This window comes from Haloechinothrix aidingensis, from assembly GCF_013450155.1.
Lineage (GTDB): Bacteria > Actinomycetota > Actinomycetes > Mycobacteriales > Pseudonocardiaceae > Haloechinothrix > Haloechinothrix aidingensis.
In genome coordinates, this window is sequence record NZ_JACCKD010000009.1 from 65,766 (window position 1) to 87,132 (window position 21,367).

A 21,367-nucleotide genomic window follows, 5' to 3' on the forward strand; every position below is an offset into this window, starting at 1 on the left:
CGTGTCCGGCCTGATTCCCCGACGTTTCGTCCGGGTTACCATCCGCGCGCGACACCCGCTCGGGGCCGTGACCTCGACGAAACTGCTCACACCCTGGCGTAGGCCAGGCTCGGGTACCGCCCGGCGGCCACCCGGGTCCGCAGGTAGAACCACCACGTCGTAGCCAGGCACACGGTGTAGAAGCCGACCAGCACGAGCAGGGCTGGCGTGAGCGTGCCCGCCTTGTCGAGCGAGTAGCTGAACGACAGGTTCACGAGCACGCCCCCGAAGGCACCGACGGCGCCTGCCACGCCGACCACCGCGCCGCCCTGCCGCTTGGCGGCCCGCAGCGCGACGTCGAGGTTCTCGCCGGTGCCTGCCGCCCGTGCCCGGGTCTGCGCGGAGAAGATCAGCGGGATCATCCGGTACGTCGAGCCGTTGCCGAGCCCGGTCAGCACGAACAACACGATGAACGAGCCGAAGAACAGCGCGAAACTGTCCACGGCCACGCTCAGCAGCACGCTGAGCGAACCGGCGCCCAGCCCCGCGAACACCGCCACGGTCACCGCGGCACCGCTGGTCCTGTCCGCGAGCCAGCCACCGAGCGGCCTGGTCACGGCCCCGATGAGGGCCCCGAGGAAGGCGAGCCCGACGAAGGACGTGAACTCGTCGAAGGCGAGCCCGATCAACGTGGGGAACGCGAAGGAGAACCCGATGAACGAGCCGAAGGTTCCGATGTAGAGGATCGACACCACCCACGTGTGCTTGTTCTTCATCGCGTTCCGGTACGAGACGCCGTCCGGCCGCGCGGAGCTGATGCTGTCCATGAACAGCCACGCGCACGCCGCGGCCAGCACGATCAGCGGCATCCACATCAAGGCGGCATAGGCCAGGTTGATCCCGGTGCCCATAGTGATCACGAGCGGCACGACGAGTTGCGTGACCGCGACACCGAGGTTGCCCGCTGCCGCGTTCAGCCCCAGGGCGATCCCCTTCTTCCTCTCCGGGAAGAAGAACGAGATATTGGCCATCGACGAGGAGAAATTGCCGCCGCCGAAGCCCATGGCGGCAGCGGTGAGCAGGAAGAACCAGTAGGGCGTAGCCGGGTTGGTCACCGCGTACGCCAGCATCAGGCAGGGGATCATCAGCAGGCACGCGCTGACGGTGGTGAACGCGCGCCCGCCGAACCTCGGGATGGCGAAGGTGTACGGCAGCCGCAATGCGGCGCCCACCAGGTTCGGCACGATCAGCAGCCAGAACGTCTGGCTGACGCCGAAGTCGAACCCGACGGCACCGAGGTTGACCACCACGATGCTCATCAGCACCCAGACACTGAACCCGATGTTCTCCGCCAGGATCGAGAACGCCAGGTTCCTGTTCGCGACGCGCCGCCCGGTGCGTCGCCAGAACTCCGGGTCCTCGGGCTCCCAGTGATCGATCCACCGGCCCTTCCGTCCGGTCACGCGCTGCTCGACCGCTGGCTCGATGACGGTGGTCATCTCCACACCTCCTGTGTCCCGACGCGGCAGTCGGGTGCCGGGCACGTTCGATCACAAGCTCGACGTCACGCTATGGGCCGGCTGTTTCCCGGCAACGTTGTCGCGATGGCGACGGTGCTACACCTTGCGCACAGCGGAGTCGCGCTGCCGTGCGTTCGGGCAACCGCGCGCGTCACGCGCTCGCCCGAGTTCGCGCTCGCCGACAACTCGCCGCTGGTTTGTTGTGGAGTGCCTGAGCGAGTTCACAGCTCCCGACCATGGTCGGCTGTCATGGACGCTCCTCGTCGGCACAATGGAGGCCGTACACGGACGGGCCCAGCACGCCGCACGGGCCCGCGCGGACACAACCGCATGGGGGTCGGGTATGCGCGTACGACGCGTGCAGCGGGTGGTGCTCAGCTACGGGGCGGCGCTGGCACTCGCGCTGGGGGTGGGGCTCGGGACTACCGTGGCCGCGATCGGCGCCGCGGGAGCCGAGCAGGGGACATCAGCGCAGACTCGCACGGAGACCGCCACTCCGGTTACCTCGACCGGCACCGAGCCGGATCCCGAGGACAGTGCGACCGAGCACCCACCGCCCACCGGGACCACCGAACCCCGCCCCACCGGCACCACAGAGCCCACCGGCACCACAGAGCCCGGCGAACCCACGGAGACCACGGAACCCGGCGAGACGGGCGAGCCCGAGCCCACCGCGACCAGCGAGCCCGGTGAGACGGGCGAGCCCGAACCCACCGCGACAACGGAGCCCACCGCGACAACGGAACCCGAACCCAGCGGGACCACGGAGCCCGGGGAGCCCGAGCCGAGCGACTCGCAGGAACCCACGCCCACCGGGACCGGCAGGGCCACGGAGTCCACGGAGCCCGCGGAGTCCCCGGAGTCCGGGTCGGACACGGCGGATCCCTCGGCGGGTCCCTCCTCCGAGCCCGCAGGCGGTGCGACCTCGAGCGAGGACAGCGGCCGATCGGGAGCCGTACCTTCCGGTTCGCCTCCGTCGCCGCCGTCACCCGGCGTCGCGCCGGACCCGTCACCAGCGGAAGAAGGCGCGGACGAGATGTTCGACGCGGTCGTCGAGGACGTTTCCGCGCCCGGCCGTGACGGGCACGTCCCGGAGTTCGGGCTGCTCGGGCAGGAGGAGTCCGGCAGTGCGACCCCCGAGGGCTCGGCGCGGCCCGGCTCGGCGACGGCGCTGCCGCCTCCCGCGCCTTCCGAAATCAACCGCGTCGAGGTGTTCGCGGCCGGTTCGCTTGCCGCAGTAGGGGGGTTGCTCGTACGGTCCTGGGCCGCCCGGCCCCGCTCGCGTACGTAGCCTGGGCCCTCATTCGGTGGACTCCAGCCAGTCCGCGATACCCCGCACGAGGCCGGTGCAGCTGCCGCATCCCGTGGTCGCCCGTGTCGCCTCGGCCAGACCCGAGACCGACCGCGCGCCGCGGCGCCACGCGTCGACCAGCCCGGACTTGGGCACGTTGTTGCACTCGCACACCGTGACCGATCCCGGCATGCTCGCCGGGCTGGGTGCGCGCACGGACTCCTCCGGCAACGTGCGGCCGAGCAGGAACGCCAGACGGTCGGCAGGCGCGGGTGTGCGGTGCGTGTAGTGGTGCGCGACGTTCGCAGCAGCGTCCGGGACGCCGAGCAGCACCCCACCGGTGACCAGGTCGTCGCGCAGGACGAGCTTGGCGTAGCGGCCCCGCGCCGGGTCGTTCAGACACACCACCTCGTCGTCCGGCGAGTCCGGCTCGGCGCCGACGTCCCCGAACGAGGCCAGGTCCACACCACTGGCCTTCAGGCGGGTCACGGCGGCGGTCCCCCGGTAGCGACCCGCACCGTCGGCCCCCGTGAGCAGGTCCGCGAGCACCCCTGCCTGATCCCAGGCTGGCTGGACGAGCCCGGGTGGTGTCCCGGGGTGCTGCGCACAGTCACCGATGGCGTGCACCCGGGGATCGCTGGTGCGCAGGCAGTCGTCCACGACGATTCCCCTGTCGACCTCGAGACCGGCGCTCGCGGCGAGCCCGGTCTCCGGCCGCACCCCGGCCGAGACGACCACCAGATCCGCAGGCACGTAACCGCCGTCGTCGAGCTTCACCCCGTCACCGGGCACGTACCTGGCAGCGGTCGTGCCCGTGCGGAACTCGATGCCGTACCCGGCGAGCGTCCCGGCGAGCACGTCCCCGGCGCCCCGGTCGAGCTGCCGCTCCATCACGTGGGAGTACGGGTGGATCACCGTGACCCGGCACCCGCGGCCCGCCAGGCCCCGCGCGGCCTCGATACCGAGCAACCCCCCACCGATCACCGCAACCGGGGTACCCGCGCGCGCCCGGCCCGCGATCTCCGCGCAGTCGTCCAGGGTGCGAAACGCGCACACTCCCGTGGCGAGAGAGCCGTCCTCGTGCACCAGCCCGTCCACCGGTGGGATCCACGGCGAGCTGCCCTGGGCAAGCACCAGTGCGTCGTAGTCCAGTGCCGCGGGCTCGCCGTCGGGGCCGTGCACGCGCACCGTGCGCGCCGCGGTGTCGATCGCGCTCACGGTCTCGCCGAGCCGCAGGGTCACGTCGTGCTCGGCGGCCCATGACTCCGGATGCAGCGTCACCGCGTCCCGCGGGAGGGTTCCGGCGACGACCGAGGACAGCAGCACCCGGTTGTAGGCAGCGTGCGGCTCGGCGCCGACCACCGTGACGGACAGCCGCTCCCCGCGCGGGTCACGGGTGCGGATGTTCTCGGCGAGGCGCGCCCCCGCCATCCCGTATCCGGCGATCACCACGTTGCGCGGCCGTCCCACTGTTCCGTTCATGCGACCTCCTGCCTCGCGCTCGCCTGCCGGCCGGTACCGCGGTCACGGCCCAGGCGCACCGCGCAGACCTTGAACTCGGGCATCCCGCTCACCGGGTCCAGCGCGGTGCTTGTGACCAGGTTCGCGCGGTTGTCCTCGGGGAAGTGGAACGGCAGGAACACGGTGTCCATACGCATCGACGGCACGCAGCGCACCACCGCGTGTACCGTGCCCCGCCGCGAGGTCACCGTCGCGGCCTCGCCATCGGACAGGTCGTAACGGCGTGCCGTGTCCGGGTGCACCTCCACGAACATTTCGCCGTCCACGGCCATCAGCTCGTCGACGTTCCTGGTCTGCGCTCCGGACTGGTAATGCGCGAGCAGTCGCCCTGTGGTCGCCAGCAGCGGGTAGTCCTCGTCGGCTCCCTCGGCGGGCCCCGAGTAGGTCACGGGCACGAACCGCGCGCGGCCGTCCGGGTGGGCGAAGCGGTCCAGGAACGGTCGCGGGGTGCCGGGATGCTCCGTGTCCGGAACCGGCCAGTGCAGCGCCGCACCGTCACGCAGGCGTTCGTAGGTGATGCCCGCGTAGTCGGCGACGCCCCCCGCCGAGACGCGGCGGAGCTCGTCGAAGACGCGTTGCGGCTCGCAGGGGAAGGCCTCGGGTGGCTGGCCGAGCCGCGTGGCGAGCTCGCCGAGCACGTGGAGGTCACTGCGCACGCCCGCAGGCGGGTCGATGGCCTTGCGCCGCAGCAGCACCCGGCCTTCCAGGTTGGTCATCGTGCCGTCCTCCTCTGCCCACTGCGTGACAGGGAACACCACGTCCGCCATGGCGGCGGTCTCGGACAGCACGATGTCCGCCACGGCGAGGAAGTCGAGCCCGGCGAGGCGGTCGGTCACGTGCGCGGCCCGGGGCGCCGAGACGGCGACGTTGCTGCCGAAGACCAGCAGGGCCTTCGCGCCGTGCTCGGTGCCGAGGGCGTCGAGCAGCTCGTACGCGGACGGACCCGCTCCGGGTAGGTCTTCCGGCGCGATTCCCCACTGGTGGGCCACGTGCGCGCGGGACGCCGCATCGTCGATCTTGCGGTAGCCCGGCAACTGGTCGGACTTCTGGCCGTGCTCCCGCCCGCCCTGGCCGTTACCCTGGCCGGTCAGGCAGCCGTAGCCGGAACCGGCACGGCCGGGCAGGCCGAGCGCCAGGGCGAGGTTGATCCAGCCGGAGACCGTGTCCGTGCCGTCCGCGTGCTGCTCGGTGCCCCGCGCGGTCAGCACGTAGGCGTTGCGGGCCCCGGCCAGCATCGCGGCCGCCCGGCGCTGGTCGGCCGCCGCGACCCCGGTGATCCGCTCCACCCGTTCCGGCCACCAGGACGCGGCCTGCTGCCAGGCGGCGTCGAACCCGTCGGTGCGCGTGCGCACGTACTCGGTGTCGAGATGCCCTCCGGCGACGGCCGCGTGCAGGATTCCGAGCGCGAGCGCGAGATCGGTTCCGGGGGCGGGTTGCAGGTGCAGGTTCGCGCGCGCGGCGGTCGGCGTCCGGCGCGGGTCGACGACGACCAGCCCCTCGCAGCCGCTCGCGCCGCTGAGGTGCTGGGCGAACGGGGGCATGGTCTCGACCGGGTTCGACCCGGCGAGCAGGATCGCGTCCGCGCCCGCGAGGTCGGTCACCGGGAACGGCATACCGCGGTCCATGCCGAACGCCCTCGTGCCCGCGGCCGCCGCCGAGGACATGCAGAACCGTCCATTGTAGTCGATGTTCGAGGTACCCAGCGCCACGCGGGCGAACTTGCCCAGCGCGTAGCACTTCTCGTTGGTCAGCCCTCCACCGCCGAACACGCCGACCGCGTCCGCCCCGTGCTCGGCACGGATCCGGCCCAATCCCGCGGCGACGGTATCCAGTGCCTCGTCCCAGCCCGCGGGGCGCAGCTGTCCCCGCTCGCGCACGAGCGGGGTGGTCAGCCGCGCGGGGGAATCCAGCAGCGCGGCCGACGTCCAACCCTTCTGGCACAGGCCACCACCGTTGGCGGGGAACTCTCGCGGGGCCACCGTGACCGCCCCCTGCGTGGCCTCCACCCGCATCCCGCACTGCAGCGCGCAGTAGGGGCAGTGCGTGGGGGCGCTCCCGCGCGCCGCTGCCTGCACCTCAGCGGGCTGGTCCGTCTGCATGGGCACCTCCCTCGTTCCCGGCCGACCGTAGCCACCGGGTGTTACAGGCAGGCGCATCGAGGTTTCGACGACTTAACATCTCGCGCGCGGTGTGCCGCTCGCGCGGTGCGCGGGACACGCCCTAGACCAGCTCGCTGACGATGCCGGCCGCCGAACGCAGGCCGTCCAGCGCGGACGGTCCGGAATCGGGGTCGAGCGCGTGCGTCGCCAGCCGGAACAGCATCGCACGCAGCAGCATCTGGGACCACTCGGGCAGGTGTGCCCACCCTTGTGCGAGACCGACACCCGCTTCCCCCTCGGCTATGGCGTCGACGACCACCAGCGCGGTCGCCCACTCCGCGGGGCGGTAGAACGGGCGGAAATCCAGCACGACCGGACCGGCACCGTCCACCCATCGCAGGCTCCGGTACAGGTCACCGTGCACCAGCTGGTCCGGTAGCGTCACGGGGCGCGCGGACGCCGCGAGGATCTCGAACCAGCGGCCACCCGCGCCCTCGGCCAGCTCGGCGTCCTCCTCGCCCCATGCCATCCGGTCGGCTCGCGCCCATGCGCCCGCGCGGCGCCGCAGGAACTCCGGGCGGGGGATACCGGTGAGCGCCCGATGCAGCTTCACCGAGGTCAGAACCACCTCGTCGAGCCGGGGCCTGCGGACCTCACCGGGCTCGGCGGCGATGTCGCGGTAGGCGACCCAGCCGCCGATGATCTGCCGCCCGTCCGTGGCCCGCAGCGGCCGGGCGATGCGTACATCGGGAATGTCGACCGAGTGCAGTGCACGCGCCACCCAGGTCGACTCGAGCTGGTCGGCTACCGGCCGCAGCACGACCGAGCCGCTCCGCCACGTCCCGTCGCCCTCGGCGGGTTCGAGCGAGTCGGGATCGGCGCCGAAGGCCGCGCAGATGTGCCGGGCCGGACGCGCGAAAGGTTCGAGGCGGTCCTGCGATCGTTGCTCGCGCACTCCCAGGACTGTAGTGGTGCGGTGCCCGCATCCACCAACCCTCCGTCGCGCCCGGCCCGCCCGGGCAACGACCCCACCTGTGGGCGACTACGGCCGAGACGTCAGTAGGTGGGCAGGCTCGGATCGATCTCGTTGGCCCAGCCGACGACCCCGCCACCGAGGTGCGTGGCGTCGGAGAAGCCCGCCTTGTGCAGGGCCGCGAGTGCCTCGGCCGAACGGCCGCCCGTCTTGCAGTGCAGCACGATCGGCTTGCCCTGCGGCAGCTCGGCCAGTGCCTCGCCGGACAGGATCCGGTCCTTCGGGATCAGCTTGGCGCCCTTGATGTTGACGATGTCGTACTCGTGCGGCTCCCGGACGTCGATCAGCTCGAAGTCCTCAGCCGCATCGAACTTCGCCTTCAACTCGGCAGGCGTGATCGTGTGCCCCGCGGCGGCGTCGGAGGCGTCCGCGCTGACCACACCGCAGAACGTGTCGTAGTCGATCAGCTCGGTGATCGTCGGGGTCTCCGGGTCCTTACGGATCTTGACCTCGCGGTAGCGCATCTCCAGCGCGTCGTAGCTGATCAGCCTGCCGAGCAGCGGCTCGCCGATTCCGGTGATCAGCTTGATGGCCTCGTTGACCATGATCGAGCCGATCGAGGCGCACAGCACGCCGAGCACGCCGCCTTCCGCACAGGACGGAACCATTCCCGGTGGCGGCGGCTCAGGGTAGAGATCGCGGTAGTTCAGGCCCTTGCCGTCCGGCGCATCTTCCCAGAAGACGCTGACCTGCCCCTCGAACCGGAAGATGGATCCCCAGACGTAGGGCATGCCCAGGATGACCGCGGCGTCGTTGACCAGGTAGCGGGTGGCGAAGTTGTCGGTGCCGTCCAGGATCAGGTCGTAGCCCCGGAAGATGTCCAGCGCGTTGTCGCTGGTGAGCTGCTCGGTGTGCAGCACGACGTCGACGAACGGGTTCACCTCGGCGACCGAGGCTTTCGCCGACTCCGACTTCGGGCGGCCCACATCCGACTGCCCGTGGATGATCTGACGCTGCAGGTTCGACTCGTCGACGACATCGAAGTCGATCACGCCGAGCGTGCCGACTCCCGCCGCCGCGAGGTACAGCAGCGCCGGGCTTCCGAGCCCGCCCGCGCCGATCACCAGGACCTTGGCGTTCTTCAGCCGCTTCTGCCCCTCGACCCCGACATCCGGAATGATCAGGTGGCGGCTGTAGCGGGCCACCTCTTCCTTGGTGAGCTCGGTGGCCGGCTCAACAAGCGGCGGCAGTGACATTCGGATCCTCCACACGTGCCCGTCCCCGTGGCCGGGCTCTGCTTCGTAGCGGCTTGTACTTCTCGTTGGTCACGCTGCGTGCGCGGCGGTTCGGCCGCGCCGTCGATACCCATAACAACAGTAGGCGGGAGTATCTTCCCGTGGCGGGCCCTCCCAGATACTGGGAGCCGCATACCGGGAGCGGCGATGCCGGTGCCCGGCCAGCGGGCACGCCGGCTCAGTCATCGGTGTCGGCCTGCGGGTTCGGCCAGGCGTTCGGCCGGCAGGTCTTTCCGTCCGACGGCACCGTGCTCTCCTCCCCTGGTATGCCCTCGTTGAGCTCGGCGACGTAGTCGTTGTCCACACCGAAACTCTGCTGCATCATCACCGGCGCCAGCGCATCGTCCTCGGCGCAGCCCACGTGCGGCAGCCCGAGCGCGTGGCCCACCTCGTGGTTGACCAGATACTGCCGGTACATGCCGATATCGGAGTCGAACGCCACAGCACCCCGGACCCACCGCGCGAGATTGATCACGACACGGTCGATGTCCCTGCGGTAGCAGGAGGCCTCGTACTCGATGACGTAACCGCACACGTCCGCGTGCCTGCTGGTCTTGGGTGTGGTGAGACTGATCCGGAAGTCCGGCTGGGTGTCCTGCCCGTCGACGCGCTCGAACGTCACGTTCCCACTGCCGATCCAACTACGCGGGTCGGAGAGGATCGCTTCGACCGTCTCGGCGAAGGCATCGTTACCGCCGTAGCTCGCGGGGTCGATGCCGTCCTCGACCTCGATGGTGTAAGCGTAGTGCTCGTCCCCCTCACCAACCGGCTCTGCGGAGCCGTCCAGGACCTCCCAGGTGTGCTCGCCCTCCTCGGTGAAGTCGCCCCCGTCCGGCAGCTCGGCGCTTGGCACATCCACCTCAGCGGGATCGACCGGGACCTCGCTCACGGGCGGCTCACCCACAGGCGGATGTTCCGCACGACGCTCCTGGGCCTGCGAGCTGGTGCCGACCCGCTCGCCGTCGGACGACCCGGCGTCGGTTGCCGTGTCGACGGCCACGAGCAACGTCAGCACCATCAGCGCGGGTAGCGCGTAGAGCCGCCAGCCGAAACGGCGCAGCCGGCTCACCGAGCCGGTCGCACCGCCCCGCCGCGGCCGTCTCCCGGTTCCCTGTGAACCACTGCGGGCGCCTTGCGGGCCGGTTTGCCGCCCGGTGCCCGCGGCACTCGGCCGCCAGGACGCCCGAAGTGGTTCACCGGCCCCTGCGGAGGAAGCTGCGCCCGTGGAACCATCCGTGCCACGCCGGGTGCGATCAGTGGCGCGAGTGTCGCGCCCGTTTCCTGGTCGCGGTGGTGGATGCACGCTATCCAGCGTGCCACATCGCCCGGCCGCGCTCAGCGCACGCCGAGCACGGCCCCGCCCGGGTCACCAGCGGCCGTCCCGCACCGCCTGCCACATGCCCAGCATCGCCCCGGCGAGCGCGGCGGGATGCTCCATCTGCGCGACATGACCGGTCCGGTCGAGCAGGAGCAGCCTCCCGTTCGGCAGCGCCCTGACCGTGCGGAGTGCCTTGCGCGCCGAGATCACCCGGTCCCGCGTGCCCCAGACGACAAGCGTGGGAACGGTCACCTCACGCGCGGCCACCCACAACGACCCCGCGCCAGGCGCCAGCCAGGTACGGACCAGCTCAGCGGTGCTCCGGCTCAGCGCCGGGCCCGCCCACGCGTACCGCATGCGTGCGGTGTGTTCCTCGGCGAGCTCGTCCAGCCGGTTACGCGGGAAGGTGTCGGGATCGGCACAGCACAGCTCGATGATCCGCCGCGCGCGCTCGCGCGGCCCCAGCGCGGCCAGCTCCCTGCGCACCCGCTTACCGATCAGCGGGAGAGGGGTCAGTGCCGCCTTGGGATCGGAGAGCCGGCGCGGGTCGGGCCGCAGGTCCGGCATCGCGGGCGAGACCAGCGTCAAGGTGCGCACCAGGTCGGGGCGGCGCGCGGCGAGCAGGATCGCGATCGCGCCGCCCATCGAGTTGCCGACCAGGTGCACGGGCGCGTCGCCGTGCCCGTCGAGATAGGCGGCCAGCCGTTCGGCCTGTGAGCCCATGCGGAAGTCGAACCCGGCATCCGGTTCGGTGAAGCCGAAGCCGGGCAGGTCGACAGCGATGCCGTTGCCCCACGGCATGAGCTGGTAGCCGAGGTCGGTCCAGTTGGTCGAGGATCCCCCGAGCCCGTGCACGTACAGCACGTTGTGCCCGTTCCGCCCGCCGTATCCGGTGGGCGCCTCCCCGGTACACCGCACGAACAGCCGGGCGCCGCCCGCGGTCTCGACCTCGCCGGGCCACGGGGGCAGGGACCGGTCGAGCGGTGGCAACACGGTGTTCGCGGGAAGCGGGGCGCTCGGAACGGGCCGGGCGCGGCCGCGCGAGGGTGACGTCGACATCCCCACAAGAATGCCCGCGCCCACTCGCACGATCCAGCGACGATCGCCCCAGGGCAAGACGGTACGTAACGTCGGTCTCGATCCGGAGACGGGCCGTAACCCGTCCGGCGTTGCGGCGGTTAACGTGTTGACACGCCAGCAAGCCTTGCCGAGACAGGGCTACCCACCGGTAGTGTCGAAGCGGCAGCCCGAGCGGTTGCCCGTAACCAGCGAACGGGGCGCGCGGGATCGCTACGGCGACCGGCGTCAGAGTGTGGCGCTCGAGCGCGCGATGGAGGAAGCATGACCGAAGCGGCGAAGCGGATCGACGCCACCAGTCTGGCACCGCGCACCCCACAGGACGAAGCCGGCGGGGGCACCGCGCTCGGCAGTGACACGAACGATTTCGAGCTCGGCCGTGGTACCCGGCTGCCTCGCAACAAGCGCCGTGCGCAGCTGCTGACCGCGGCTCAGGAGATCTTCGCCGCCAACGGGTACCACGCGACCGCGATGGACGAGATCGCCGAGCACGCAGGAGTGTCCAAGCCGGTCTTGTACCAGCACTTCCCCGGCAAGCTCGAGCTCTACATCGCGCTGCTCGAGGAGCACGTCGACGAGTTGATCTCGAACGTGCGAACCGCGCTGGCCTCCACCCCCGACAACAAGCACCGCGTCAACGCCGCGGTGGGGGCCTACTTCGACTTCGTCAACGGCCGGACGGGTGCGTACCGCATGGTGTTCGAGTCCGACCTGCGAGGCGACGCACAGGTGCAGCGCGCGGTCGAGCGGGCGACCACGGATATCGTTGACGCGTTGACCGACACGATCACCGCCGATGCCGGGCTCGACTCCACGCGCGCCCGGTTGCTCGCAGCGGGCCTGGTGGGCCTGAGCCAGGTCAGCGCGCGCTTCTGGATGGAAAACCCCAGCAGCATCGACCGCGACGAGGCGGTCGGCCTGATCTCCCAGCTCGCGTGGCGCGGCATCGGCGCGGGGTACCCGCTGCAGCACTCCTGAGCCCCCGGCACGGGGTGCGGCTCCGGTAACACGCGCATGCCGGCATCACCCGCCGTACGTCGGCTCCCCAGCGGCCTCACCCGAATTGATTTACCCTTTTGTGAATCGATCTTATAGTGTGAACCAGATGGCCCGGACGACTCGGGAGGAGGCAGCGATGGCCGTGTCCGCAGCCGCAGGCGAGCCTTCCGGCACGCCCGGCGAGGACGTGCTGCGCTTCATCGAGCGGTTCGCGATGGCGCTGGCCGATTTCGGGCTCCCGCGCATGGCCGCCCGGGTGTTCGCCTACATCCTGATCGACGACGCCGAGCGTTACACGGCCGCCGACCTCGCGTCGGGCCTGCGGGTGAGCCCGGCGGCGATCTCCGGGGCGGTCCGCACGCTTGTGCAAGCCAACCTGATCGGCAAGGAACGTGAGCCGGGTGCGCGGGTGGACACCTACCGGATCTACGACGACGACGTCTGGGGAACGATCATGTCGCGGCGGGTCGACACGGTCGAGCCCTTCGAGCAGCTCGCAGGCGAAGGCGTCGAACTGCTCGGCGCCGACCGCCGCGGCGGTCGGCGGCTACGCGAGACCCAGGAGTTCTACGCGTTCATGCGCCGCAAGCTCGCCGAGAACCTCGACGAGTGGCGCGAGCACCGGCAGGCACTGTTCGGCGAGGGCGCGCAGAGCGCGGAGGTGACCGACTAGGTCGTTCTCTTGATCCCCTCCGTCGCGCTGGCCCCGCGCAGCAGGTACGCGGGACTAGGAGACACGACCTAGGTGCCCCGCCGAGCACCCGAGGAGACGGCGCCGCGCCTCAGTCCACCACCATCCCGCGCTGCTCGGCCTGACTGTGCCCCAGCACAGGACGCAAGTCGTCCCGAGCAGGAGCCAGCAGCAAGGGACCGGTGATCAGGCAACCGTGCATCGCCTGCAGGTCCGCGCGTAGCTCGCTGAGCACCTCGCCATCCAGGCACTCGGCCGCACGCTGCCGGGTCGTCTCGACCAGCTCGGCCAGCGTGGTCGTTACCCGCATGGCTCCGTCGACCACGTGGTACAGCTCGCCGGGGTCCGGAGCGCGCGCTTGCAGCGCATGCTCGGCACCGCGCAATGCCTCCTCGGCATCGGTCAACAACGCATCGACACCACGGTCCTGCGTAGCTGCCACGGGAATCACCTCCCCTGTCGCTACCCACCGGAGTAATCGAACCCGATACCTCGACGCTATTTGCAACGTATGGATCAACTTTTATGTTCCATACAAAGCATTTTTTCCGGTGATCAGCAGCTACCGGGGTCGGGGGTGACGGGCACGGCCCCGTGGCGAAAGAGAGCCCGATGTGACATACGGCTCCGTAGATGGAGCCAAGGTCACATCGGGCTCCTCCGGCATCGCGGATCTCAGGTGATGAGGTCGTTGATATGCCCGGCGACCTCGCGGCAGCGCTCGTAGGTCAGCATGTGCCCGGCACCCGGGTAGAGCACGTACTCCGCGTTGGGCAACTGGTCGGCGATGACCTGGGCATGCTCGACCGGGCACAGCCGGTCCCTGTCCCCGACCAGCACGACCGTCGCCTTGTCGCGCAGCGCCGCGAGCGCGACGCGCCGGTCATGACCGCGCATGGACTCCCGGAACCCGGCGATGGAGACCGGGTGCGCCCGCAGCGCCTGCCTGGTCACCTCCAGGACATCGGCTTGCCGGGCCCGCTTGCCGAACACCAGCCAGCGCGTCGCCGGACTGAGCAACCGCGGGTTTCCCGGCAGCGTGTCCTTGCGCCGCTTCTCCAGCAGTACCTGCAGCGCGCTCTCGACCTGCGGCACGCGGCGCGCTGCAAGGTCGGGCAGGCCGAGTGTGAGGCGGTCCATCTGACCGGAGGACGTGGCCACGAACGCGCTGCCGACGACCCGTTCCGCGACAAGCTCCGGGTATCGCTCGGCGAGGGCCATGATCGTCATGCCGCCCATCGAGTGCCCGGCGAGCACGAGCCGACCGGCAGGCGCCCGCTCGTCGATCAGCTCCGCGAGGTCGTCGGCGAGCTGGGCGATGGTCGCCGTCCCCGGCGCAGCGGGCGCCGACGCCCCGTGCCCCCTGTGGTCGTAACGCAGCACGCGGACGTCGCCGCTGAGCAGGTCCGCTACCGGCTCCCAGCACGTGTTGTCCTGCGTCCACCCGTGCACCAGCACCACGGTGACCTCGGCGGTCGACGGGCCGGACTCCCGTACGTGCAGCGCTGTCCCGTCCGAGGTGAGCATCCGGTGCCGCAGGCTGGGATCCCAGGGCGCCGCCTGCCGCTCCGCGGGCGACGCACCCGCGTGATCGACCGTCGTCACGCGGCATCACCCTCGCCGACCAGGAAGGACTTGCGCCACCAGTACATACCGGGGGCACCCACGAGACCGTTCTCCCGCAGGAACGGCATGATCTTCTCCCCGGAGTAGCGAAGGGTCTCCTGGAAGTACGGGTTCTGCAGCGCGGCCTTGTGCCCTTCCTTGGGGTCGATACCGACCGCGGAGTACACCCGCGGGTTGATGATGCTGCGCGTGATGTGGAAGGACACGAACGCGATCAGGAACCGCTGGTAAGCCAGCTCGGCCTTGCCCAGCCGCGGCATACCGCGCGCGACCTCCTCCCGCGCGAAGGTGACGTGCCTGGCCTCCTCCAGTACGTGGATGCGGTTGACCATACGCATCAGCGGCTGGATCTCGGGGTCGTTCATCTGCTCCCGCTGCAGGCGGTCCAGTATCTCCTCGGCGACGAGGATCGCGCCGTAGAGCGCGGGTCCGTAGCCGACGACCGGAAGGACCTTGCCGAGCTGGTGCCTCCAGCGCACCGGCCCGTACGCCGGCACACCCGCCTTGCTCGCCAGCCGCGCGAACATCGTCGAGTGCCGGCACTCGTCGGCGATCTCGGTAAGCATGTACTGCGCGCGGCTCGAGGTGGGATCGGCGTCGTTGACCTCCTTGAGCAGCATCTGCATCAGCAGCACCTCGAACCAGATGCCGTTGGTGGCCACGCTGACGCCCTCGTGCTTGGTCAGTTCGATGCGCTGCTGCTCGGTCAGGCGATCCCACAGGTACGTGCCGTAGAGCGACACGCGGTGCTCGGGTATGTAGCGCTTGGTCTCGTCGAGCGGAGCGCCCCAGTCGATGTCGACGTCCGGATCGTAGAACTTGCCGGCCGAGGACTTGAGCAGCCGCTCAGAGGTCTTCTCCGGGTCCCCCGCTTTCAGCGCCTGCGTCATTGCAAGACCGCCCTTCTTCCCCTGGTCCAAAATCACCCGCTTGTATGTAACCGGTGGTAACGGTTACCTAGTGGTAGCATGAGCTCCATGTCCGGGGATGTCAAGCGCAATCGCAAGCAGCTCAGCAAGCAGTCCAGCGCACAGGGCGACGCGCGGCGCGACCGGTGGAAGAAGCACCGCATCGAGCGACGGGCCGAGTTCGTCGACGCCGCGTTACGCGCGCTCGACACGCACGGTCCCGAGTTCGGCATGGAGGACGTGGCGGCCGAGGCCGGCGTGACCAAACCCGTGCTCTACCGGCACTTCACAGACAAGGCGGACCTCTACGTAGCGCTCGGGCAACACGGCACGCAGATCCTGTTCAACAGGTTGATGCCCGCGCTGAACGAGGAACTGGCGCCGCTGCCCCGCATCCGCTCGGTGATCGACGCGTTCTTCTCCACGATCGAGGAATACCCCAACCTCTACCGCCTGCTGGCGCGCCCCAGCCACACCGTGGAGCGCACGCCGGACTCCGACATCGTCGGGGAGGACAAGGAATTCATCGCGACCGCGGTGACCGCGCTGCTCGGCGACTACATGCGCGCGTTCGGGCTCGACTCCGGGTCGGCCGAACCCTGGGCGTACGGTGTGGTCGGCCTGGTGCAGAACACCGGCGAGTGGTGGCTGGAGCGCCGCTCCATGGGCAAGGACAGCGTGGTGGAGTACACCACCCAGATCATCTGGGCAGCGATCGACGGCATCTGCCGCCAGCAGGGCGTCATCATCGACCCCAACAGGCCGCTCGAGGTCAACAAGGTGATCCAGTTCAGCCCCCTGTCCGGGTCAGCGGAGGAAGCTGCCGAGTAGTCCCCGGCTGCCCGTGGGCACCCCGGGGCCGGGAGTCCGGCCCCACCCCGGCGACACGGGCGTCACGACGACATCGAGGAGAGCGAGTCATGAGCGAGCACGACCAGGACGAGGACGGCTACGTCGGCCAGGCCAGCCTGCTCGTCGAGGACACCACCCTCACGGTGGACGTCCAGCTGCGCGGCCACTTCCAGCCCATCGACGGCTACTACCGCTGGTACGGCCGCATCGCCGCGAACCAGGAACTCGACCAGGTGGCCGGCGGGAAGAAAAAGAAGGTCACGATCACCACGAGCGAGGGTGCGGCGTCCGGCGAGATCTCGGACCCGGACCCGTGGAACCGCTACCGGATCTCGGGTACGAGCACCCCGCCGTTCGCCGTCCCCACCTCGCTCGCGGACATCGAAGGCTGACGGCGCGGCTACACGCCTCCGGCGAACCCGACCCTGCGCGCCTCGGCCGGTGTCATCTCCACGTAGGCGACCTTGGATGCCTGCACGACCACCAGCCTGCCCTTGTCGTCGGTCAGGCGCAGCAGGCCGTCATCCGAGCGAAGCGCGTCGGAGACCAGCTCGTCGATCTCGTCCAGCGACTGGCTGCTGGCCAGTACGAGTTCCCGTGCGGTCTCCTGAATGCCGATCTTGATCTCCACGCGTGCCCTCCTGCTGTGCGAATACTGCGGTGCGTGCTCCCGGAGGACCATTCACGCCTCGGCGGACGGGCCGCCTCCTGCAGGTGACTGACGATGCTCAGTGACCCGAGCGCGGTGAATGGCCCGGCTCATGACTACGGCTCCCGGAAGATCGTTCCTCGGCCAGGCTATCCCAACCCGGGCACGGCCCCGCCGCCCTCCCGTCACCGGAGATCTCAGCCGAGCCCGAGGGACTGCATCCGCTTGCCGTGGCTCTGCTGCAGGCGGCGGAACAGGCCCGCGATGCCGGAGAGGTCCCCGGAGCCGGTGACGATCAGCTTGGCCAGCCCGTCGCGTTCGGCAACCACGTACTGCGCCTGGGTGGTCGCCTCGCCGAGCAGCCGCCGTCCCCACAACGTGAGCTTGTCACGCAGCACGGGGTCGGCCTCCACCGCCGTGGCCACCTCGTGCCGGGCGAACGCCGAATGGCCGGTGTCGTCCAGCACACGCAGCACCAGATCCTTGGTGTCCGGGTCGAGCCACGTGGCGATCTCCCGGTAGAGGTCGGCGGCCAGCCCGTCCCCGACATGCGCCTTGACCAGGGACTCGAGCCAGGACTTCGGGGCTGTCGACGCGTGGAAGGCCTCGAAGTGCGAGACGAAGGGTCGCATCGCGCCCTCGACAGCGACCCCGTGCTCGGCGAGGTAGGCCGACAGCAGCCGGTAATGCCCGATCTCGGCCGCGGCCATATCCGCGAGTGCTGCCCGCCCTTGCAGCGTCGGCGCGGCACGCGCGTCCTCGGCCATCCTGTCGAACGCGGACAGCTCCCCGTAGGCGAGCACCCCGAGCAGGTCTACTACACCGTCGCTGATCGACCCGTCACTCGCTTCGCTACGCACTTCAGACACACGGCTACCCTAGCGGTCCCTCGAGGGCGAGCCGAAGGACTCCTCGGGTACCACATGTGTATCGGAGGAGTCCCTCGGCTCGCCCCGCCACCACACCTGTGGACCAGCGGACCGCGCGCGTGTCAGCGGCACGGGAGTAGGGGGTAGACTGCGTGGCGAATGTGATAACGAGCATCGTGCGCCACATTCCCGCGGCCAGGAACCTATCCTGGGGGTAGCGGCCTGCGTTACCGCGGGCAGCCGGACACGCCGCCGTGATAGTCGTCGCGGCTTCGTCGCGGCACTGACACAGCGATGCAAGACAACGGTGCGTGCACATCACGGGAACCGTCCCGACCGGGCAAGCAGCACCGCTCGACCACGACCGCGTCAGGTCGGGTACGGGTGAGCGCGGCGCAGACACACCGCGAGTGCGACTGGCCAGGGCTGCGCATGTGCGCGCTGGACAAGAGAGGCGATCGCACTGACCGCAAGCATGAACAACACATCTGGCCCTCCACCCGCAGAGAATGGTGAGTCAACCACCGAGGACACAGACCACACCCGCCTGGTGCAGGTGAGCGGCTCGGCGACAGCCGAACCCCCCACCTTCGCCGAGCTCGGCGTCTCCGACGACATCGTACGGGCGCTCGGCGAGTCCGGTATCGAACGGACCTTCGCGATCCAGGAGCTCGCCCTGCCGCTGGCGCTGCGTGGCGAGGACATCATCGGGCAGGCGCGCACCGGCATGGGTAAGACGCTCGGCTTCGGGGTCCCGCTGCTCCACCAGATACAGGCACCCGGCGACGGCACGCCCCAGGCCCTGGTCGTGGTTCCCACGCGCGAGCTGTGCCTGCAGGTCACCAAGGACCTCGAGGAGGCGAGCAAGCACCGGCAGGTCCGCACGCTGGCGATCTACGGCGGGCGGCCGTACGAGGCACAGATCGAAGGGCTGCGCGACGGCGTGGACATCGTGGTGGGCACGCCCGGACGGCTGCTCGACCTTGCCGAGCAGCGGCATCTCGTGCTCGGCAAGCTCGCACACCTGGTGCTCGACGAGGCCGACGAGATGCTCGACCTCGGCTTCCTCCCGGACATCGAGCGCATCCTGGGCATGGTGCCCGAGCAGCGGCAAACCATGCTGTTCTCGGCGACGATGCCGGGCCCGATCATCACCCTGGCCCGCACGTTCCTGACCAAGCCGACGCACATCCGCGCCGAGGACACCGACGCGAGCGCGGTACACGAACGGACCAAGCAGTTCGTCTACCGGGCGCACTCGCTGGACAAGCCCGAGCTCATCGCCCGTACGCTGCAGGCGCGGGACCGCGGGCTCACGATGCTGTTCACGCGCACCAAGCGCACCGCGCAGAAGGTCGCCGACGACCTGGGCGAGCGCGGTTTCGCGGCGGCCGCCGTGCACGGCGACCTCGGTCAGGGCGCGCGAGAGCAGGCGCTGCGCGCCTTCCGTGCCGGAAAGATCGACGTGCTGGTGGCCACGGATGTCGCGGCTCGCGGTATCGACGTGGACGACGTCACGCACGTGATCAACTACCAGACCCCCGAGGACGAGAAGACCTACATTCACCGCATCGGCCGCACCGGCCGGGCAGGCAAGACGGGTGTCGCGATCACCCTGGTCGACTGGGACGAGGAAACCCGCTGGAAGTTGATCTCCGACGCGCTCGGGCTGGACATCCCGCAGCCGACGGAAACCTACTCGACCTCGCCACACCTGTTCACCGACCTGGACATCCCCACGGACACGACCGGGCGCCTGCCGATCGCCAACCGGCACAGGGCGGGGCTGTCCGCCGAGGAGAGCGACGACTTCGGCGCCGCGCGCACCCGGTCGTCCCGCACCGGGTCGAACGGGCGCGGCTCCGGCCGTAACCGCGGGCGCACACGCGGCGGCGGCCGTTCGTCCGGCCAGTCCACCCAGGCCGGACATGCCGGCCAGGACACGGGCGAGAAGCACTCGGACGGTACCGAGCAGGATGGCACGGCACCCCGCAGGCGCAGGCGCCGTTCCAGGGGCGGTTCGAGCTCCTCGGCCGGAAACGGGGCGCAGCGCGAACGTTCCGAGCAGTCCGGGCAGGGCGGCAGTAGCCGCCGCAGGCGCCGGACACGGTCCGGGCAGGAGTCCGCGAGCAACTCGACGGAGTAACCGTGGTACGGGCACGTTCCCGCCGTTCACCGTGGACGCGACGGCGCGACAGGGTCGCGGCCGTCTCGCTCGCGGTCGGTGTCGCCCTGGCGGGCGTCCTCGCCTGGCGCACAGGGGACAGTGTGGCCACCGAGCAGGTCACGACCGGCGAGCCGGCACCTGAGCTGCAACCTCCTACGCGGGCACCGGAGTCGTTCGCGCAACTGTGGAGCGCGCCGAGCTCGGTGACGACCGTACCGGTCACGGTCGGCGGCACGGTCGTCACCGCCGAGGACGGCGCGGTGACCGGGCGGCACGCGCGCACCGGCGAGCCGCGCTGGAGCTACACGCGCGATCTCGACCTGTGTGCCTTATCGGACCACTGGGACAAGGTCACCGCCGCGTACCGCAAGGAGGACGGCTGTAGCGAGGTCACCCAGCTCTCCCCGGAAAGCGGGCATCGCACCGCCCAGCGCAACGGCGATGCCCAGGCGGATGCCCTGCTGATCGGGGACGGCTCGCACCTGGTGACCACCGGGGAGACCCTGCTCAACGCCTGGTCCGAGGACCTGGTGCGCACCATGGAGTACGGCGACGTTCCGGCGAAGGTTCATCCGGGAAAACAGCCACGCCAGGGGTGCGCCTACGGGTCGGTGACGGTAGCCGCGGGGCAGGTCGGCCTGGTGGAACGCTGCCCGGACGACGACACCGACCGGCTCACCGTCATCGGCACGACCCATCAGGCCGACGACGAGATGCGTAGCGACGAGCCGGACGAACGCTACAGCACGACCCTGGACGGCACCTCGGCTCGCGTGATCGCCATGTCCGGGGAGGAACCCGGTCTCGCCGCGGTCGCCACCGGAGAGGATCAGCAGCTGGTCGTGTACGGCCCGGACGGGGAGCGGCTGGCCGGGTACCAGCTGCAGCTCCCTGCCGACGACCTGGCAGGCGACCCCGATGGGCGCGTGGTCGCGACCTCACGGACCGGCGACACGGTGTACTGGTACACCGGTTCCGGGACGATCGCGCTTGCCGGAGCGGACCTGGAACCGCAGTGGTCGCTTCCGGACACGCTCGGGCCGCCGGTCGCCTACGGCGACGAGCTGCTGATGCCGATCGACGGTGGGCTCGCCGTCGTCGAGGCGGATACCGGCAAGGCGGAGCGGACCATCAGCGTCGACCGCGGCGCCTACTCCGGCCCTGTCCGGCTGGCCACGAGCGGCCCGGTACTGCTCGAGCAGCGCGCTGGCAAGCTGGTGGCACTCGCGGGTTAGAGACCCGCCCTACGTGAACCAGACGGCGCTCAGGGTTATCGCCACCACCAGCAGCGAACCCGCTGCCGCCAGGCGCGACCACAGCCCGGAACGGAGCTCGGCGAACGCGGCAGCGGCGAGCGCGACGACACCGCCGAGCAGGTGCGCCCAGATCGCCGGCGGCCGTAGCCCCGTGAGCCCACCGGTGAGGTCACCCAGCTCGACCACCACCAGCACGCCGGCCAGCAACAACAAGCCCGCTGCGAACGTCCCGGCTATAGCGCGCAACCGATCTCCCATCCCCCAGCACCCGGGTCCC

At 70.2% G+C, this 21,367-nt stretch carries 20 protein-coding genes; 7 read left to right on the forward strand and 13 right to left on the reverse strand.

Features of this window, described 5'->3' with window-relative positions; translation table 11 throughout:
• Positions 1 to 86: 86 nt before the first annotated feature.
• Complete coding sequence (locus H0B56_RS20645) at positions 87 to 1,478, reverse strand: MFS transporter (protein ID WP_180894775.1); 1,392 nt, start codon at positions 1,476 to 1,478, stop codon at positions 87 to 89.
• A 364-nt stretch (positions 1,479 to 1,842) separates the two neighbouring features.
• On the opposite strand from H0B56_RS20645, the gene H0B56_RS20650 reads away from it, so the two are divergent.
• The gene (locus tag H0B56_RS20650; protein WP_180894776.1) at positions 1,843 to 2,790 is read left to right on the forward strand and encodes a hypothetical protein; all 948 of its coding nucleotides are present in this window, start codon (positions 1,843 to 1,845) and stop codon (positions 2,788 to 2,790) included.
• 9 nt (positions 2,791 to 2,799) lie between these two features.
• On the opposite strand, the gene H0B56_RS20655 is transcribed toward H0B56_RS20650, so the two are convergent.
• The 6 genes from H0B56_RS20655 to H0B56_RS20680 form a co-directional block, all read right to left on the reverse strand.
• Positions 2,800 to 4,272: an FAD-dependent oxidoreductase gene (locus tag H0B56_RS20655; RefSeq protein ID WP_180894777.1), complete on the reverse strand. Its 1,473-nt coding sequence runs from the start codon at positions 4,270 to 4,272 to the stop codon at positions 2,800 to 2,802.
• Positions 4,269 to 6,410, reverse strand: coding sequence for a molybdopterin oxidoreductase family protein (locus H0B56_RS20660; RefSeq protein ID WP_180894778.1), 2,142 nt, complete (start codon positions 6,408 to 6,410; stop codon positions 4,269 to 4,271). Before H0B56_RS20660 ends, H0B56_RS20655 begins: the two co-directional genes overlap by 4 nt.
• A 121-nt stretch (positions 6,411 to 6,531) precedes the next feature.
• Positions 6,532 to 7,365 carry a TIGR02569 family protein gene (locus H0B56_RS20665; RefSeq protein ID WP_343063982.1) on the reverse strand — a complete coding sequence of 278 codons (834 nt, stop codon included), beginning with the start codon at positions 7,363 to 7,365 and terminating at the stop codon, positions 6,532 to 6,534.
• A gap of 101 nt (positions 7,366 to 7,466) precedes the next feature.
• Positions 7,467 to 8,639 carry an adenylyltransferase/sulfurtransferase MoeZ gene (gene moeZ / locus H0B56_RS20670; RefSeq protein ID WP_180894779.1) on the reverse strand — a complete coding sequence of 391 codons (1,173 nt, stop codon included), beginning with the start codon at positions 8,637 to 8,639 and terminating at the stop codon, positions 7,467 to 7,469.
• 217 nt (positions 8,640 to 8,856) lie between these two features.
• Positions 8,857 to 9,747, reverse strand: coding sequence for a DUF3152 domain-containing protein (locus tag H0B56_RS20675; protein WP_343063983.1), 891 nt, complete (start codon positions 9,745 to 9,747; stop codon positions 8,857 to 8,859).
• Between the two features lie 297 nt (positions 9,748 to 10,044).
• Positions 10,045 to 11,055 carry an alpha/beta fold hydrolase gene (locus H0B56_RS20680; RefSeq protein ID WP_180894780.1) on the reverse strand — a complete coding sequence of 337 codons (1,011 nt, stop codon included), beginning with the start codon at positions 11,053 to 11,055 and terminating at the stop codon, positions 10,045 to 10,047.
• Positions 11,056 to 11,337: 282 nt separating this feature from the next.
• Between H0B56_RS20680 and H0B56_RS20685 the strand changes: the two genes are divergently transcribed.
• Entirely contained in the window at positions 11,338 to 12,051 is a 714-nt protein-coding gene (locus H0B56_RS20685) for a TetR/AcrR family transcriptional regulator (protein ID WP_180894781.1), read from the forward strand.
• Between the two features lie 127 nt (positions 12,052 to 12,178).
• Positions 12,179 to 12,745: a GbsR/MarR family transcriptional regulator gene (locus H0B56_RS20690; RefSeq protein WP_246361384.1), complete on the forward strand. Its 567-nt coding sequence runs from the start codon at positions 12,179 to 12,181 to the stop codon at positions 12,743 to 12,745.
• Between the two features lie 109 nt (positions 12,746 to 12,854).
• Here H0B56_RS20690 and H0B56_RS20695 read toward each other — a convergent pair whose 3' ends face one another.
• From H0B56_RS20695 to H0B56_RS20705, 3 genes are all read right to left on the reverse strand, one after another.
• A complete protein-coding gene (locus H0B56_RS20695) occupies positions 12,855 to 13,205 on the reverse strand; it encodes a hypothetical protein (protein ID WP_180894782.1) in 351 nt (116 codons plus the stop codon).
• A gap of 233 nt (positions 13,206 to 13,438) precedes the next feature.
• Entirely contained in the window at positions 13,439 to 14,290 is an 852-nt protein-coding gene (locus tag H0B56_RS20700) for an alpha/beta fold hydrolase (protein WP_180894930.1), read from the reverse strand.
• Between the two features lie 74 nt (positions 14,291 to 14,364).
• On the reverse strand, positions 14,365 to 15,279 hold the full coding sequence (locus H0B56_RS20705; RefSeq protein ID WP_180894783.1) for an AurF N-oxygenase family protein: 915 nt from the start codon (positions 15,277 to 15,279) through the stop codon (positions 14,365 to 14,367).
• A gap of 87 nt (positions 15,280 to 15,366) precedes the next feature.
• Here H0B56_RS20705 and H0B56_RS20710 point away from each other — a divergent pair, with 87 nt between their 5' ends.
• Positions 15,367 to 16,128 carry a TetR/AcrR family transcriptional regulator gene (locus H0B56_RS20710; RefSeq protein WP_425484560.1) on the forward strand — a complete coding sequence of 254 codons (762 nt, stop codon included), beginning with the start codon at positions 15,367 to 15,369 and terminating at the stop codon, positions 16,126 to 16,128.
• An 89-nt stretch (positions 16,129 to 16,217) separates the two neighbouring features.
• Positions 16,218 to 16,541, forward strand: coding sequence for a DUF4873 domain-containing protein (locus tag H0B56_RS20715; RefSeq protein WP_180894785.1), 324 nt, complete (start codon positions 16,218 to 16,220; stop codon positions 16,539 to 16,541).
• A gap of 8 nt (positions 16,542 to 16,549) precedes the next feature.
• Here H0B56_RS20715 and H0B56_RS20720 read toward each other — a convergent pair whose 3' ends face one another.
• Positions 16,550 to 16,780: a DUF3107 family protein gene (locus H0B56_RS20720; protein WP_180894786.1), complete on the reverse strand. Its 231-nt coding sequence runs from the start codon at positions 16,778 to 16,780 to the stop codon at positions 16,550 to 16,552.
• 215 nt (positions 16,781 to 16,995) lie between these two features.
• Positions 16,996 to 17,667 (reverse strand): ferritin-like fold-containing protein, encoded by a 672-nt coding sequence (locus tag H0B56_RS20725; RefSeq protein WP_180894787.1) that lies wholly within the window; start codon positions 17,665 to 17,667, stop codon positions 16,996 to 16,998.
• A gap of 547 nt (positions 17,668 to 18,214) precedes the next feature.
• On the opposite strand from H0B56_RS20725, the gene H0B56_RS20730 reads away from it, so the two are divergent.
• Together H0B56_RS20730 and H0B56_RS20735 are read left to right on the forward strand one after the other, a co-directional pair.
• Complete coding sequence (locus H0B56_RS20730) at positions 18,215 to 19,813, forward strand: DEAD/DEAH box helicase (protein WP_425484569.1); 1,599 nt, start codon at positions 18,215 to 18,217, stop codon at positions 19,811 to 19,813.
• A 2-nt stretch (positions 19,814 to 19,815) separates the two neighbouring features.
• Positions 19,816 to 21,069 (forward strand): Rv3212 family protein, encoded by a 1,254-nt coding sequence (locus H0B56_RS20735; protein WP_180894789.1) that lies wholly within the window; start codon positions 19,816 to 19,818, stop codon positions 21,067 to 21,069.
• Between the two features lie 9 nt (positions 21,070 to 21,078).
• Here H0B56_RS20735 and H0B56_RS20740 read toward each other — a convergent pair whose 3' ends face one another.
• Positions 21,079 to 21,348: a hypothetical protein gene (locus H0B56_RS20740; protein ID WP_180894790.1), complete on the reverse strand. Its 270-nt coding sequence runs from the start codon at positions 21,346 to 21,348 to the stop codon at positions 21,079 to 21,081.
• Between the last annotated feature and the right edge of the window lie 19 nt (positions 21,349 to 21,367).